Source organism: Kocuria sp. HSID16901 (assembly GCF_003989425.1).
GTDB classification, from domain to species: domain Bacteria; phylum Actinomycetota; class Actinomycetes; order Actinomycetales; family Micrococcaceae; genus Rothia; species Rothia massiliensis.
This window is the reverse complement of record NZ_RBLM01000004.1, coordinates 67,603-82,744: the sequence shown is the minus strand read 5'-3', so window position 1 is coordinate 82,744 and position 15,142 is coordinate 67,603. Positions and strand designations below refer to the sequence as shown.

Annotated in this window: 15 protein-coding genes; 11 read left to right on the top strand and 4 right to left on the bottom strand. The window is 62.5% G+C overall.

What is annotated here, in order from left to right; genetic code table 11:
• The first annotated feature begins 38 nt into the window (after positions 1 to 38).
• A complete protein-coding gene (locus D8M21_RS06985) occupies positions 39 to 1,847 on the top strand; it encodes a proline--tRNA ligase (protein ID WP_048679224.1) in 1,809 nt (602 codons plus the stop codon).
• 14 nt (positions 1,848 to 1,861) lie between these two features.
• Here the strand turns inward: D8M21_RS06985 and D8M21_RS06980 are convergent, their stop codons facing one another.
• Positions 1,862 to 2,905: a hypothetical protein gene (locus D8M21_RS06980; RefSeq protein ID WP_048679221.1), complete on the bottom strand. Its 1,044-nt coding sequence runs from the start codon at positions 2,903 to 2,905 to the stop codon at positions 1,862 to 1,864.
• A gap of 122 nt (positions 2,906 to 3,027) precedes the next feature.
• Here D8M21_RS06980 and D8M21_RS06975 point away from each other — a divergent pair, with 122 nt between their 5' ends.
• The 10 genes from D8M21_RS06975 (at position 3,028) to D8M21_RS06930 (ending at position 12,877) form a co-directional block, all read left to right on the top strand.
• Complete coding sequence (locus tag D8M21_RS06975; protein WP_161800253.1) at positions 3,028 to 3,651, top strand: ribosome maturation factor RimP; 624 nt, start codon at positions 3,028 to 3,030, stop codon at positions 3,649 to 3,651.
• A 121-nt stretch (positions 3,652 to 3,772) separates the two neighbouring features.
• Positions 3,773 to 4,780, top strand: a complete 1,008-nt coding sequence (gene nusA / locus D8M21_RS06970; RefSeq protein WP_048679218.1) for a transcription termination factor NusA — start codon at positions 3,773 to 3,775, stop codon at positions 4,778 to 4,780.
• A 132-nt stretch (positions 4,781 to 4,912) separates the two neighbouring features.
• Entirely contained in the window at positions 4,913 to 5,221 is a 309-nt protein-coding gene (locus D8M21_RS06965) for a YlxR family protein (RefSeq protein WP_082156659.1), read from the top strand.
• Between the two features lie 187 nt (positions 5,222 to 5,408).
• The gene (gene infB, locus D8M21_RS06960) at positions 5,409 to 8,369 is read left to right on the top strand and encodes a translation initiation factor IF-2 (protein ID WP_048679216.1); all 2,961 of its coding nucleotides are present in this window, start codon (positions 5,409 to 5,411) and stop codon (positions 8,367 to 8,369) included.
• Between the two features lie 140 nt (positions 8,370 to 8,509).
• The gene (gene rbfA / locus D8M21_RS06955; protein WP_082156658.1) at positions 8,510 to 9,073 is read left to right on the top strand and encodes a 30S ribosome-binding factor RbfA; all 564 of its coding nucleotides are present in this window, start codon (positions 8,510 to 8,512) and stop codon (positions 9,071 to 9,073) included.
• Positions 9,074 to 10,111, top strand: coding sequence for a tRNA pseudouridine(55) synthase TruB (gene truB, locus D8M21_RS06950; RefSeq protein WP_174229715.1), 1,038 nt, complete (start codon positions 9,074 to 9,076; stop codon positions 10,109 to 10,111).
• Positions 10,108 to 10,479, top strand: coding sequence for a hypothetical protein (locus D8M21_RS06945; protein WP_048679213.1), 372 nt, complete (start codon positions 10,108 to 10,110; stop codon positions 10,477 to 10,479). Before truB ends, D8M21_RS06945 begins: the two co-directional genes overlap by 4 nt.
• A gap of 49 nt (positions 10,480 to 10,528) precedes the next feature.
• The gene (locus tag D8M21_RS06940) at positions 10,529 to 10,966 is read left to right on the top strand and encodes a hypothetical protein (RefSeq protein WP_238651120.1); all 438 of its coding nucleotides are present in this window, start codon (positions 10,529 to 10,531) and stop codon (positions 10,964 to 10,966) included.
• 68 nt (positions 10,967 to 11,034) lie between these two features.
• On the top strand, positions 11,035 to 11,799 hold the full coding sequence (locus D8M21_RS06935) for a DUF4345 domain-containing protein (protein ID WP_053089950.1): 765 nt from the start codon (positions 11,035 to 11,037) through the stop codon (positions 11,797 to 11,799).
• A gap of 88 nt (positions 11,800 to 11,887) precedes the next feature.
• Complete coding sequence (locus tag D8M21_RS06930; protein ID WP_126855757.1) at positions 11,888 to 12,877, top strand: bifunctional riboflavin kinase/FAD synthetase; 990 nt, start codon at positions 11,888 to 11,890, stop codon at positions 12,875 to 12,877.
• A gap of 113 nt (positions 12,878 to 12,990) precedes the next feature.
• Here the strand turns inward: D8M21_RS06930 and D8M21_RS06925 are convergent, their stop codons facing one another.
• Genes D8M21_RS06925 through D8M21_RS06915 form a run of 3 tightly spaced genes read right to left on the bottom strand, consistent with a single transcriptional unit; the run spans position 12,991 to position 15,084 of the window.
• The gene (locus D8M21_RS06925; RefSeq protein ID WP_048679207.1) at positions 12,991 to 13,818 is read right to left on the bottom strand and encodes an aldo/keto reductase; all 828 of its coding nucleotides are present in this window, start codon (positions 13,816 to 13,818) and stop codon (positions 12,991 to 12,993) included.
• A gap of 49 nt (positions 13,819 to 13,867) precedes the next feature.
• A complete protein-coding gene (gene mtnN, locus D8M21_RS06920) occupies positions 13,868 to 14,629 on the bottom strand; it encodes a 5'-methylthioadenosine/S-adenosylhomocysteine nucleosidase (protein WP_238651119.1) in 762 nt (253 codons plus the stop codon).
• Positions 14,626 to 15,084, bottom strand: a complete 459-nt coding sequence (locus tag D8M21_RS06915; protein ID WP_048679201.1) for an S-ribosylhomocysteine lyase — start codon at positions 15,082 to 15,084, stop codon at positions 14,626 to 14,628. Before D8M21_RS06915 ends, mtnN begins: the two co-directional genes overlap by 4 nt.
• Positions 15,085 to 15,142: the final 58 nt, after the last annotated feature.

The following is a 15,142-nucleotide window of genomic DNA, read 5'->3' as shown; positions in this document are numbered from 1 at the left end:
AGAAGAAGAACGTCAAATCAGAGAAACGGATACGTTAGTTGGCCATTCGCCTTTCCTCGCTTTTCCTCCGCACCCTGCGTGAAGACCCCGTCGACGCTGAGGTGGACAGCCACAAGCTGTTGGTGCGTGCAGGATATATTCGCCGGGCCGCTCCCGGCATCTATTCGTGGTTGCCTCTGGGCCTCAAGGTTCTGAATAAGGTCGAGACCATCGTGCGCGAGGAAATGGACGCGATCGGTGCCCAAGAGGTTCACTTCCCGGCGCTCCTGCCGCGCGAGCCCTATGAAACGTCGAACCGCTGGGAAGAATACGGGGAAAACCTCTTCCGGCTGCAGGACCGAAAGGGGGCCGACTACCTGTTGGCTCCCACCCACGAGGAAATGTTCACGTTGCTGGTCAAGGACATGTACTCCTCGTACAAAGACTTGCCGGTTTCCCTCTATCAGATTCAAACCAAGTATCGCGACGAAGCCCGACCGCGCGCAGGTCTCCTGCGAGGGCGCGAGTTCATCATGAAGGATTCGTACTCCTTCAGCGTCGACGACGAGGGCCTGGACGAGGCCTATCTCGCTCACCGCGGCGCGTACCAGCGCATTTTCCAACGGCTCGGCCTGGACATCGTGATCGTTCGTGCCCAGTCGGGTGCCATGGGCGGCTCACGGTCGGAAGAATTCTTGCATCCCACCCCCGTCGGTGAGGACACCTTCGTCCGTTCCGAGGGCGGATACGCTGCCAACGTCGAGGCCGTCACCACCGTTGCCCCCGAGGCGATCGATCACACGAATCTGCCTTCGGCGCATGTCGAGGAAACCCCGGATTCGCCCACCATTGACACCTTGGTTGCCCAGTCCAACGCGTTACATCCGCGGGACGACGGCGAATGGACCGCCGCCGATACCCTCAAGAACCTCCTCGTCTCCGTTACCCTGCCGACCGGCGACAAGCAGATGGTTGCGGTCGGCGTTCCCGGAGATCGTGGTGTTGACCTCAAGCGATTGGAAGCCAGCCTGGGCGATGCGCTCGGAGTGGGCGGGGAGATCGACGTCGCCCAAGCCGGAGACGAAGAACTACGACGCTTCCCGATGCTGGTCAAGGGCTATATCGGGCCAGGCCTGAGCCTCGAAGCTGCGACCTTGGGCACGGAATCCTCCACCGGCATCCCTTATTTCGTGGATCCGCGAGTTGCCGAGGGCACCTCCTGGATCACGGGAGCCAACCTGCAAGGCCGTCACGTGTACCACCTCGTCGCGGGCCGCGATTTCACGTGGGACGGCGTCGTCGAGGCTTGCGAGGTTCGCGAGGGCGACCCGGCCCCCGACGGATCCGGTCCACTGCACACCGCACGCGGCATCGAAATGGGCCACATCTTTGCTTTGGGCCGAAAGTATGCTGAGGCCTTGGGCCTACGAGTGCTGGATTCCAACGGCAAGCTCGTGACCGTCACCATGGGGTCCTACGGTGTTGGTGTGACGCGCGCGCTCGCCGCCATCGCCGAATCCAACCACGACGATCGTGGGTTGATCTGGCCGCGCAATCTTGCGCCGGCGGACGTTCACGTGGTCGCCGCCGGTAAGGGTGAAGAGATCATGGATGGTGCCGAGAGCATCGTCGCCGAACTCGAGCGTTCCGGACTCCACGTCTTGTTCGATGACCGGCCGAAGACCTCTCCAGGGGTGAAATTCGGTGACGCCGAACTCTTGGGAATTCCCACGATCTTGGTCGTCGGACGAGGATTCAAAGATGGCAAGGTCGAAATCAAGGACCGCGCTACCGGCGAAGCCCGCGAGGTCGACGTCGAGGCCGTCACGCAAGAGGTCTTGAAGGACGTCCGCTCCGACGCCTCGTGATGCTTTCCCCGGGGTCACACCCCGGGGAGGGCCGGAACGTCCGAAGTCTCTCGTGCCGCCAGCGCGGTATTGAGAGCCAAGGACGTGGTGCCCCACGCCCGCCACGAGTCTGGACCCGTCGCTTGACCCGTGGCTGCAGGATCAGACTTGACCACCGAGAGCGACTGTTGCGCCAGATATTCCGCCTGTTCGGCGAGGACCTGAGCGGGATTCTGTTCCCCGTGATCCTCGATGGAGTAAGCGGCCTTCGGCTGAGGGATGGAAGAACAGCTCTTTCCGAGTGCAGCTCGCAAGGACCGAAGCTGGTCGTCGTGGATGGAGGAGGATTCGCCGACCAACCGCGTCGTCGAGTCGGGGATCCCATCAACATCGGAGCGAGCCTGGTAGTAGGACTCGGCCCAGGTGGAGCGATAGAGGCCCTTGAGGAGCGAGGCGAGTTCCTCGGAATCTTGGGCGTCGGGTGCCTGGGAGGCCGACGCTGAATTGCTTGCCGAGGCCGATTCTTGTTCGGATACCGCGGGGCACAAGCCAGATCCTTCGAAAGAGTCGCCGCGGGAGAGACCCGTCATGTGGCTCAGGCTTTGGGACCCAGCCGAATCTGGGTTGCCAAGGTCCGAGATGGAGCCGTCAATCAGGCGAGCTGAGGACCACTGGCTCACGGAAATAGAGATCAGGACGGCGGATTCATCCGTCTCGATTCCTGGGGTCCCGGCGAGTGCGTAGAGCCGTTCGGCGGCGTCGTCGAGATTCTTACCTGCGTTGGCACGGGTCGTGGGCGTGGCATGAGAATCTGCCTGTGCTTCGTCGACCGCAGTGCGGTTCAGCGCCTCGAGCTGGGTCGAGAGATCTGAATTCAGCGCGTCTCGCGAATCCTGCGGCAGGTCGGTATTCCGGAGACTCTCTTGGAGGGTTTTGAGCTGGGCCGCCGCTTCGCGTTGTGCGTCGTAGTTGCCGTCGTTTCGGTTGAGTCGCCAGGCGGCGTACCCGGCGATCGCCCCAAGGACCAGGAGCACCACCACAAGGATCGTGAAGAGGGTCTTGCTGAAGGTGGCTCTCATCTGAGTGAACTTCTCTCCTACGCTGGTTCCGGTGGCAACTCACCATCATCGCACGTCCGGTATCGTGGCGGGCCACGGTACCCTGTGACGAGAACAGGAATACATCACGATGGGGAGGTCTCTTGGCTCACAACACCTCGAAGTCTTCGGCACGCGGTAAGAACACCTCGCGCGAACGACGTCGGTTGGCACGAGAAAAGGCCAACGCACACTTCTCGGACCAATCGCATCCCCGAAATTCTCTCGCGGACAGCGTGAGCTTGGACGAAATTCGGGAGAAGTTACAGCCCGTCGCGGAGCAACTCCACCTCGTCATCGAGGACGTGACCGCCCGGGGCGCTGGAAACAGCCAGACGCTCACGGTCGTGGTGGATTTGCACGAAGACGAAGTGGGCAGCGTCGAACTCGACACGATTGCCGAGGCGTCCGAAGCCATGTCGGAGGCCCTCGACGGCATGGAGGACGATCCCCAGGACGCCTATCTGTTGGAGGTTACCTCGCCGGGTGCCACGCGCCCCCTCACCGAATCGAGGCATTGGAAGCGAGCTCGCGGCCGTTTGATTTCGGTGCGGACCACCGAGGGGGATAACTTCGTAGCCCGCCTCGAGGAGACCGATGGCACCACCGCCACAATCGCTCGCAAAGTGAATACGCCAAAGGGCGTTCCGGAAAAATACCGAGATCCGGAAGAGATTCGCCTGAGCGAAGTAGCGTCCGCCCATGTGGAAATTGAGTTCAACCACTAGGTACAGACCGCTAGAATAGGTCGGAACACTGAGGTCGACGGCGGAAGCCGCCGGGCCAGGCCAAGCGCCGGGACGCTCAGGGCCCCGGTGTTGTGGCACACAGAGCTAAGAAAGGCCAGCAATGGACATCGATATGAGCAACCTCCGACTCTTGGAGAAGGAGCGTGATATCCCCGTCGATCAACTGATCGAGATGATTCAGTCTGCTCTGTTGCTGGCCTACGAAAAGAATCCCGGTGCGATTCGTAACGCGCGCGCCGTCGTCGACCGTTCGAGTGGACATGTGACCATCATGGCCCCGGAGATCGACGAAGACGGCACAGTTATTGGGGAATTTGACGACACCCCTCGCAACTTCGGGCGTATCGCTGCCGCCACGGCACGTCAGGTGATTTTCCAGCGTCTTCGCGAAGCTGAGGACAACCAGGTTCTTGGCGACTTTCGGGATCGCGAAGGGCAACTTGTCTCGGGCCAGGTGCAACAGGGCGGGCGATTCGACACCGTTCAGGTTGACCTCGGAACCGTGGAAGGCGTGTTGCCTCCGCACGAACAGGTTCCGGGCGAATCGTATCCTCACGGGTCTCGTATCCGTGCCTTCGTGGTGGAGGCCCGACGCGGTTTCAAGGGACCGTCCATCACCTTGTCTCGTTCACACCCGGACTTGGTGCGTCGACTCTTCGAGCACGAAGTTCCGGAGATCGAGGACGGTTCCGTCGAGATCATGTCGATCGCTCGTGAAGCCGGACACCGCACGAAGATTGCCGTCCGGGCCACCCGTGAGGGCATCAATGCTAAAGGTTCGTGCATCGGCGAGATGGGATCACGAGTGCGCGCCGTGACCTCTGAACTGAATAACGAAAAGATCGACATCGTGAGCTATTCCGACGACCCCGCCGCGTACATCGCAGGTGCGCTGAGCCCGGCCAAGGTCGCTTCGGTAGAAGTCGATCCGCAGGGGCGGTTCCAGGCTCGCGCGATCGTTCCCGACGACCAACTCTCCCTTGCGATTGGCAAAGAAGGGCAAAACGCCCGGCTCGCGGCCAAGCTGACGAATTGGCGCATCGACATCGTCGCTCAGTCCAAGGCGCAAGCCGTTCACATCGAGGATCGCCCGGGAGTCACCGAGTAATCGTCCTCACAGTGACCGGGTGAACCTCCTCCATCGTTGGGGGAAAAGGCCGGATAGGGGATAGACTGGGGGAGATCATCGACTCTGCCCGGCAACCCACCGGGCACGATCGTGTCGGAAAGGGGAGGGTTGATGTCTTCCCCAGCCGGAATTCGGACGTGCATAGGTTGCCGCAGTTCCGATGATCGCACCGCACTAGTACGTGTGGTCCTCCAAAGGTCACCGGAGCGAACGGGCGTCGTCGTCCTTGACCCGCATGGGGTCATCAGTGGGCGAGGGGCCTGGTTGCATCCACGAAGGCAATGCCTCGACCGGGCCGTGAAGACCAAAGCATTTGCTCGATCTTTTCGTGCCCCGGTGGATACCAGTGACCTATTGGTGCAGTGGGAGTCGATCTTTCGACCACCCCACGGCTCCACAGCACACGAGGACCAGTCCTAGCTGAATCAACGGGCGCCAGCCTGAAGAAAGCGAGAAGAAAACCGATGGAAACCCGATGAGTGCCGCGCAATGAGTACTTCACTGTGCTTGCACACGGCAAAACCCGGAGTGATCTCTTGATCGCCGGGAATCTTAGAAGGAAATAACGGTTTGTGCCTGTCTCGGCACAAACCGAGACAGGAGTAATGTGGCCAAGCCCCGCGTTCACGAGCTCGCGAAAGAGCTCAATATCACCTCTAAAGAAGCGATCGCCAAGCTTCAAGACTTGGGCGAATTCGTTCGAGGTGCATCGTCCACGGTGGAACCCCCCGTGGTGAAGAAGTTGCGCGCCGCGTTCGCGGACCGCGCTCAAGGATCCGGTCAGGCCGACTCAGGCTCCCAGGATTCCGCATCGCCTCAGCCGGCTGCTCAGAAGGCGGAAGCCTCCAAGAAGGCTGCCTCGGAGAGCTCCGCCCCGAAGCCGGGTGCTAAGAGCGCACCGAAGCCGTCGCCCAAGGCACCGACACCCGGCCCCAGGCCGACGGCGACCCCCGCTACCGCGGGTAAGGCCGCCCCCAAGGCAGAGGCCAAGGCCGCCGAGCCCAAGAGCGAGACACCGGCGAAGGCGCCTGAGGCTCAGAAGCCCGCTGAATCCTCCAAGGCGAAAGCATCGACCTCATCGGACGCGCCGAAGCCGGCGGGCAACGCGCCCAAGCCGGGAGCTACGCGTCCCGGAAATAACCCCTTTAGCTCGCAGCAGGGCATGAAGAACGAGGCGTCGCCGAAGCCCAGCGCTCCGACGCCCGGTCCCCGTCCTGCGGCCTCACGAGGAACCGCTCCCAAGCCGGGCGCTCCTCGCCCCGGCAACAACCCGTTCAGCTCCCAACAGGGGATGCGCGGCAGTGCCCAGGGCAATCGCCGCGGCGGCCCGCGTCCCGGCCAGGGGCAGGGTCAAGGTAACGCCGGCCAGGGCGGTCCCCGTCCCGGTGCCCGTCAGGGGCAGGGTGGCCAGGGTGGCCCCCGTCCCGGCGCATCTGCCGGCGGCCAGCGGAGCAACGCGCCCCGTCCGGCATCGTCGGGCGGCAACCGTCCGAGCCCCAACATGATGCCCGCCAAGATGTCTCCCGGCGTCGGCGGCCAGCCCGGCGGCGGTCCCGGCGGTAACAATGGTCCGCGCAGGGGAGGCCCCAGCGCGGGTGGTCCTCCGCGTGGCGGTGCCCGTGGGCGCGGAAACGCCCAGGGTGCCTTCGGCCGCGGCAATTCGCGTCGCAAGCAGCGCAAGTCGAAGCAGGCGAAGCGTCACGAGTTGGAGCAGATGCAGGCACCGTCGGCCGGCGGCGTGGTTGTACCCCGCGGCAACGGCGACACCGTCGTCCGCATGCGACGGGGTGCTTCGCTCATGGACTTCGCTGAGAAGATCAACGCGAACCCGGCGGCACTCGTCACGGTGCTCATCCACCTGGGTGAGATGGCTACTCAGACGCAGTCCTTGGACGAGGAGACCTTCGAATTGCTCGGCGAAGAGCTGGGCTACAAGGTCCAGATCGTCTCGCCGGAAGACGAGGAGCGTGAGCTCTTCGAGTCCTTCGACATCAACCTCGAGGCGGAGCGCGAGGCCGAGACTGAAGAACAGCTCGAGGCTCGTCCTCCGGTAGTTACCGTTATGGGTCACGTCGATCACGGTAAGACCCGCTTGCTCGACGCGATCCGTCATACCAATGTGATCGAGGGCGAAGCCGGCGGCATTACCCAGCACATCGGTGCTTACCAGATCACGACGACCGTCGAGGGCGAAGATCGCCTGCTGACCTTCATCGACACCCCCGGCCACGAAGCGTTTACCGCGATGCGTGCCCGTGGTGCCAAGGTCACGGATATCGCCGTTTTGGTGGTTGCCGCCGATGACGGCGTCATGCCCCAGACGGTTGAGGCGCTGAACCACGCGCAGGCGGCCGATGTGCCGATCGTGGTTGCGGTCAACAAGATCGATAAGGAAGGCGCGAACGCGGATAAGGTCCGCGGTCAGCTGACCGAATACGGCCTGGTGCCGGAGGAATACGGCGGCGACACCATGTTCGTCGACGTCTCCGCTCGTCAGAACCTGAACATCGATGAGCTCCTGGAAGCCGTGTGCCTCACCGCCGACGGTGCCCTGGAACTCCAAGCGAACCCGGATAAGGAAGCTCGCGGCGTCGCCATCGAAGCGAACCTGGACAAGGGCCGCGGTGCGGTCTCGACCGTCTTGGTCCAGTCCGGTACCTTGCACGTCGGCGACTCGATCGTCGCAGGTGTGGCCCACGGCCGCGTTCGTGCGATGTTCGACGAGAACGGTCAGAACGTGGAGGAGGCAGGTCCGTCCCGCCCCGTGCAGGTTCTTGGCCTGTCGACGGTTCCGCGTGCAGGCGATACCTTCCTGTCCACTCAGGAAGAGCGCACCGCCCGTCAGATCGCTGAAAAGCGTGAAGCGGCGGACCGCAACGCCCAGCTGGCCAAACGCCGCAAGCGCGTCACGCTCGAGTCCTTCGACGAGGCCGTGGCCCAGGGCAAGATGGACACCCTCAACCTCATCATCAAGGGTGACGTTTCCGGTGCCGTCGAGGCCCTGGAAGATTCGTTGCTCAAGATCGAGGTCGGCGGCGACGAGGTCCAGTTGCGTGTCATCCACCGTGGTGTCGGCGCGATCACGCAGAACGATGTCAACTTGGCGACCGTGGACAACGCGATCATCATCGGCTTCAACGTTCGCCCCGCCGAGCGTGTGGCCGACCTGGCAGATCGCGAAGGCGTGGAGATGAAGTTCTACAGCGTCATCTATCAGGCCATCGACGAAGTCGAGCAGGCCCTCAAGGGCATGCTCAAGCCGGAATACGAGGAGGTCGAGCTGGGCTCGGCCGAGGTGCGCGAGGTATTCCGCTCGTCCAAGTGGGGCAACATCGCGGGTTCGATTGTTCGCAGCGGCCTGATTCGTCGCAACGCGAAGGCGCGTCTGGTGCGCGACGGAAACGTCGTCTCGGACACGCTGTCGATCGAGTCGCTGCGTCGCTTCAAGGACGACGCGACCGAGGTCCGCGAAGGCTACGAGTGCGGTATTGGGCTCGGCGCCTTCAACGATGTCAAGGAAGGCGACATCATCGAGACCTGGGAGATGCGCGAGAAGCCTCGCGACTAATAACCGGGCAGTGTGAGTGAAGCTCACACCTCGTGACGCAACGAGCCGGTTTCCAGGGGTACCCTGGGAACCGGCTCGTTTTCACGAAAGCCACCCCTATATTTGCGTCGAAAACCGACGCAGCGACTTGAGGAGACAACATGGCTGATGCAGCCCGCGCGGCCCGCTTGGCGGACCGCATCAAGGTCATCGTGGCCCAGGCCCTCGAACGCCGAGTCAAGGATCCGCGGCTCGGATTCATCACCGTGACGGACGCACGGGTCACGAACGACCTGCAGCACGCGACCGTGTACTACACGGTGTACGGAACCGAGGACGAACAGGCAGGGACCCGCGCCGCACTCGAATCGGCCAAGGGGATCCTGCGCTCCGAGGTGGGCAAGAACATCACGGCACGCCTGACGCCGACGCTGACCTTTGTCCCCGACGAGGTTCCGGTCAACGCAAGCCACCTTGAGGGAATTCTCCGTGAGGCTCGGGCTCGAGACGCAGAACTCGCCGAAGCCGCGCGAGGCAAAACCTATGCCGGTGACGCCGATCCGTATAAGCGCGATGAGGAAGAAACCCCGCATACCGACGCCGCCCGGCAGGACCTCGACAGCCTGCGCAACGGATACGACCCCGTCGACGAAGATTTTGGTATCGAAGGGCAAGACCCTGACTCTGGTTCTCCGGCACCCAAGTCCGAAGAAGCCTCCGAGTAAGTGGCACGTCGGGGTAGCTCGCAGGACGGCCCGGCGGGTTTGATCGTCGTCGATAAGCCGCAGGGATTCACCAGTCACGACGTGGTGGGCAAGATGCGGCGGATCGCCGGAACCCGCAGGGTCGGGCACGCGGGGACCCTCGATCCCATGGCGACCGGCGTCTTGATACTTGGTATTAATCAAGCCACCAAGCTGCTGACATGGGTCACGGGCGAGGGCAAAAGCTACGATGCGACGATTCGTCTCGGGCAGTCGACGGTCACCGATGACGCCGAAGGCGACGTCACCAACACCGCAGACGCGGCCACGGTGGGGGAACTTTCCCGCTCGTCCGTGGAAGCTGCCGTGGGTGATTTGACCGGCGAGATCCGGCAGGTCCCGTCGGCCGTCTCCGCGATCAAGGTGAACGGTGTGCGCTCTTACGCCAGGGTTCGTTCTGGTGAAGACGTCCACCTAGAGGCCAGGCCGGTGACGATTCGCGCATTCGACATCCACGATTGCCGTTCCGCCACCACCGATGAGGGCGCATCCGTGCTCGACGTCGATGTGTCGGTGACCTGTTCCTCGGGAACGTATATCCGGGCCTTGGCTCGGGATCTTGGGACGGCTCTCGGTGTTGGCGGACACCTGACCCGTCTACGCCGTACCTCTATCGGGGAAGTCCGCATCGACGACGCGTCGACTCTGGAACAGCTCGAAGCTGCTCGGGACTCCGGCCAGGACCTCCCGGTTCTACCGCTCACCGAAGCCGCTGCGCGTCTGTTCCGACGCCGGGAGCTTACGGCTGAGGAAGCCACGGCTCTCTCCAACGGTCGCTGGATTGAACCGACGGACGACCTTCTGGAGACGGGAGGCTCCTCGGGACCGAACGACATCGTCCCGGCGGAACAACTCGCCGCAGCTTACGCGCCCGATGGCACACTGGTGGCCCTCTGCCACAATCAGCTGAGAAGGGGCCGCTCAGTGGCTGTGCCCCACCTCGTCTTTGCTTCGGGGCAACGCTTCGAAACGACAATCGAGAGAGGATCCGACCAGTGATCGCCGGATATGACGTGTGGTTTTGGATCGCTGCGGTCCTCGGGACCTTGGCGGCCCTCATCTGCCTGATCCAGTTCTTCCGTGGGAAAGCACCGGATGACCTATCCCAAGGATCGGTGCTGATCCTCGAAGCCTTTCTGGTGGTCTACCTCATCGGTTCGATCGTGATGCAGGTGCTCACCGACGGCCCCTCGGGGGATGCCTGGGAATATTACGGATATTTGCTCACCGCAATGCTGATTCCGGCAGGCACCTTCATCTGGTCGCTCACGGAACGCACCCGCTGGTCCACCCTGATGTTGGCGGTCGCCGGTCCCATCATCGTCGTGATGGTTCAGCGGATGAACGTGCTCTGGTATTACTACTGAGGACGTCCGCGACGCCAACCCTCATCGATTCACAGAAAGACCGACACTATTGAAGACTGACGACGAGACCACGGAGACCGCAGGTCCAACCGCGAAATCCAAAGGCCCGGGAATGATCCTGGTGGCCATTTATGCGGTATTTTCTCTGTCTGCCGGTGCCCGCGCGCTCTACCAGATCGTGGCGAAATTCGATGCCGCGCCCGTTTCTTTCATCCTCTCCGGGGTTGCGGCCGCGATCTACATTGTGGCGACCATTTCGCTGGCCCGTCGCGGGCTCAACTCATATTGGGCCGCGGTCTGGGCGATTGTCGTCGAGTTCCTGGGCGTGATCGCCGTGGGAATCTTTTCCCTGATGCGCCCCGAACTGTTCCCGTTGGCATCCGTTTGGTCGCATTTCGGGGCCGGCTATGGTTACGTTCCGTTAGTCCTGCCGATCGTTGGTTTGCTCTGGTTGTACCGGAATCGACCGACAAAACGCGCGCACTAATCCCGAAGGGCGCCGCTCCGTTCTAGAGTGGAACTCAGAGAATTCATCGTCCGAGAAGGGAAATTACGATGACGACACCCCCGACGCCGGAAAACGGAGGAGCCGCGGGCCCCGGCCCGAAGTCCCCGAGCCCATGGTCGCGCCGCGAAGCCGAAGCACCCGCCGGCCAGCAACCTGCTGCGGAAGGTGCCGGCAGACAACGGCCCTCCGAACCGACTCAGACGACGCATCAGAAGGCGAACCCCACGGTCGGTTCAGCGCCTGGGACGAAGCCTGCCGACGGACCAGCTCGTGGTCCGGCGGCCCAAAAGCCTTCGCAGGACTCCCGGAAGCGACAGAAGCCAGCACAAGGCAAGCCCGCCAGCAAGCAGCAAGATTGGGGTCTGTTCAGGACGGTCGTTGCTCTCTATGGTCTGCTCATTATTGCCTACGGCGTCTGGCAGATCGTGGCGGGAACCTCGTCCCTGCCCGGCGAAACCGACAAGTCCTCGGCGACTGTCGCCGCGTCCTACGGAGCATTGGCCGCCGTCCTGTGCGGTGTGGGGGCAGCATTTGTGGCGATTGCGATCAAATTCAAATGGGCTAATGTCCTGTGGTTCGTCTGCCTCATGATCTTTATGGGCGGCATCGGCAGGATTCTGTCCTGGGCCATCTTTGGCCTACCGCATCCGTTGATGATCGTGATGATGGTGCTGGACCTCGTGATCCCGCCGTGCCTGTTGGTTTGGCATGCATGGGTCACCAAGGCCAACCGTATTCGCCGTGATCTCGCCCAAGGCGCGGCTCCAGCAAGCCAGACTCGGCCTGAGTCCAAGCGCGCTCGGCGTTCGTAGCACCTGCGGCCTGGCCGAGCGCCTGGCAGCAAAATCACAGTGAGGCCCCGACTCGATAACCGGGTTGGCTCATGTTTCAAGGAGATTTGTGGACTGTTTCAGGAGTCTGAGTGAGATTCCTCAGGGATACGGCGAAACGGCCGTGACCATTGGAAATTTCGACGGCGTCCACCGCGGCCACACCCGGGTGATCCGGACGGTCGTGGAGGAGGCCCGTGCTTCGGGCCTCAAGGCCGTCGCGATTTCCTTTGATCCGCATCCCGCGCTCGTGCACCGACCAGATGTTCCGCACTATCCGATCATGGGCGAACGCGATAGTCGGGACCTCCTGGCGGAATTGGGGCTCGATGCCCTCGTCTTGTTGCCGTATTCCCTGGAATTTGCGCAGCAGACGCCGGAAGACTTTATCCGAGAAACGTTCGTCGAAGGGCTCTCGGCCAAGAAAGTCGTTATCGGTGCCGACGTCAGGTTCGGACGCAATAACGCCGGTGATCTCGAGACCATGCGTCACTTGGGCGAAATCCACGGGTTTAGCGTCGTCGTGGTAGATGATCTCTCCACCGACAACGTGTTGGGCGGATTGAGCGTCGACGCCCCGCATCGTCGCTGCTCGTCGACGTGGATTCGCGAATTACTGGCTGAGGGCGACGTGCAGTCCGCCGCCACCCTTTTAGGCAGGTACCACCGCATGCGGGGGAAGGTGGTGCACGGTGCAGCTCGGGGCCGAGAATTGGGATTTCCGACGGCGAATATGGCCACGGACTCCGACGGTTTGGTCCCCGCAGACGGCGTCTACGCTGGATGGCTACACGACGACGGTGGCTCACGCTGGCCGGTCGCGATTTCCGTGGGTTCCAACCCCACCTTCGACGGTGTTTCGCGTCAGGTCGAGGCGCACGTGATGGGTCGCCCCCAGGAGGCCGTGGAGGACTTCAACCTGTACGGTCATAACGTTCTCCTCGAATTCGTGGCCCGCCTCCGGCCGATGGTCGCATACGAAGGCATGGAGGCTTTAATTCGCCAGATGACGCAAGACGTCGACGACGCATGGGATGCTCTGGGCGGTCGTCCCGCGTAGATTCCCGGAACCGACGCCGAAGGACATCTCGGCCGAACAATCAGCGCCCGAATAGGACGATGCCCCGCGAGACCGTGGTCTCGCGGGGCATCGTCGTTTATGGCCGGGAACGCTCAGAATTCCTCGTGGGTCCGGGGATCGAAGTCCTTGTAGCCAATTCCGGTGTGCAAGAGTTTGATGGTGTCCATCTGCTCCGCGCTCAACTCCCAGTCGAAAACATTGAGGTTTTCTTCCATGCGAGCCGGTGTGGAGGTCTTGGGAATCGGCACGATGTGGTTCTGCACCATCCAGCGCAGGACCACTTGTGCGGGCGTCACGCCGATGGTGTCGGCGATATCGCCGAGCTCCGGCATCTCCTCAAGATTCTTCATGCGGCCCAGGGGAGACCACGCCTGCGTCACGATCTTCTTCTGGGCGTGGTAGGCCCGAAGTTTTTCTTGCTGCTGACGGACCTGGAGCTCGATCTGATTGACCACGGGAATTTCGCTGGTTTCTTCGCCGAGGCGGTCGATGTGCTCCGGCAGGAAATTCGAGGTGCCGATGGACCGGATGAGCCCTTCTTCCTTCATGGCGATGAGGGCCTTCCACGACTCTACGTAGAGGTTCACTTGCGGGTTCGGCCAATGGATGAGGTAGAGATCCAGGTATTCCAGGCCCATGACGCGCAGAGATTCCTTGACCGCGGCCACGGCAGAGTCGAAGCCGTGGTCTTTACCTGCGAGCTTGCTGGTCACAAAGATGTCCTCGCGGTCGACGCCGGAATTCGCGACCCCGCGGCCGACCCCTTCCTCATTGCCGTACTGGGCCGCGGTGTCGATGAGGCGGTGGCCCCGCATGATGGCTTCGGCGACGTTGTCCTCTGCCTCGGCGTTGGACATCGGGTACGTGCCGTAGCCGATCGCCGGGATGTTCCGGCCGTCGCGCATCGTATAGGTGATCATGGTCTATCTCCTCGAGTCAGGGGACGTTTCGGGTAGTGGTAGCGCGCCATTACGGTCGACGTGACGTCACGGCGGTGCGGCGGATGGCCTCCAGGACGACGCGCGCGGATCGCGCGGCGACGACGTCGACGGCCATGTGGAAGTCTTGGTCGGCGGCCGGACCGCATAGGTCGGAAATTCCGCGCACTGAGAGGAACGGGACGCCGTGACTGCCGCAGACCTGGGCGATCGAGGTGGTTTCCATGTCGGTGGACAGCGCTTCGGGAAATCTCTCGCGAGTGTCCTTGACGTTCGACTCCGTGACAAAAGAACCACCGGCCAACATCTGACCGACCAGATGCGATCCCTGTTCCGGCGTGACATCACGGGCGGCGTCCAAAAGGGCAGGGTCTGTGGAATAGTCCACGGGCATTCCCGGCACCTGGCCCCGCTCATATCCGAACGCCGTCGCATCTGCGTCCGTGAAGGTATAGGAGGTTCCAATAGCGACGTCGCCGACCTCAACGTCATGACGCAAGCCCCCGGCGCTACCCGCCGAGATGACGGCTCGCGGAGCGCACAGAGCGAGCGCGCTCGTCGCAGCGCTGGCAGCGTTGACCAAGCCGATGCCGGACCGTACAAGCAAGATGGCCCGGTCTTCGTGGAGCAACGGCGTGAATTGGGCTCGGCCAAAAACCACGGGATCGGCGAGGAGGGTGCCTTCGGCCAGGAACGGACGCGCTTCTTCGTCCATGGCCACCTGGACGACGACGCCTCCGGTGAGGCGATCGGGAATCTCGGCGGGGAAGGAGAGGGTCGCGGCGTCGCTCACGCGTAGACCTCGGACCATGCGTCGCGCTGGCGGAGAAAACCTCGGACGGCCTCTTGTGCGCCCGCCAGAGTGTGGTTGCTTCCCCAGCCGCACTGGGTCTCATTGGCCGCGGGAACTTCTTGGGCGTCCAAGATGTCGCGGAAGGACTCTTCCAAGACGGGGAAGAATTCGGCCGGCTCTAGGCCCAGGGTCAAAGCATAGAACCCGGTTTGGCAGCCCATGGGGGAGAAGTCGATGAGCGCGTTCGTGTGGTTGCGCATATGTTCGGCGGTGAGGTGCTCGATCGAGTGGACGGTCGGCATGTCCAGGTGCCCGGTGTTGGGCTGGGTGAAGCGCACGTCGTATTTGATGAGCGTGTCACCGCCGGGAAGCTCTTTGCGGTCCGCGATGCGCACATAGGGTGCCGCGACCTTAGTGTGGTCCAGATTGAAGGATTCGACGTTCATCTTCTGCATGTTCCAATTGTCGCGCAGAACTCTCCGCGGGAACAGACGGCGCGGATGCCGGACGTAA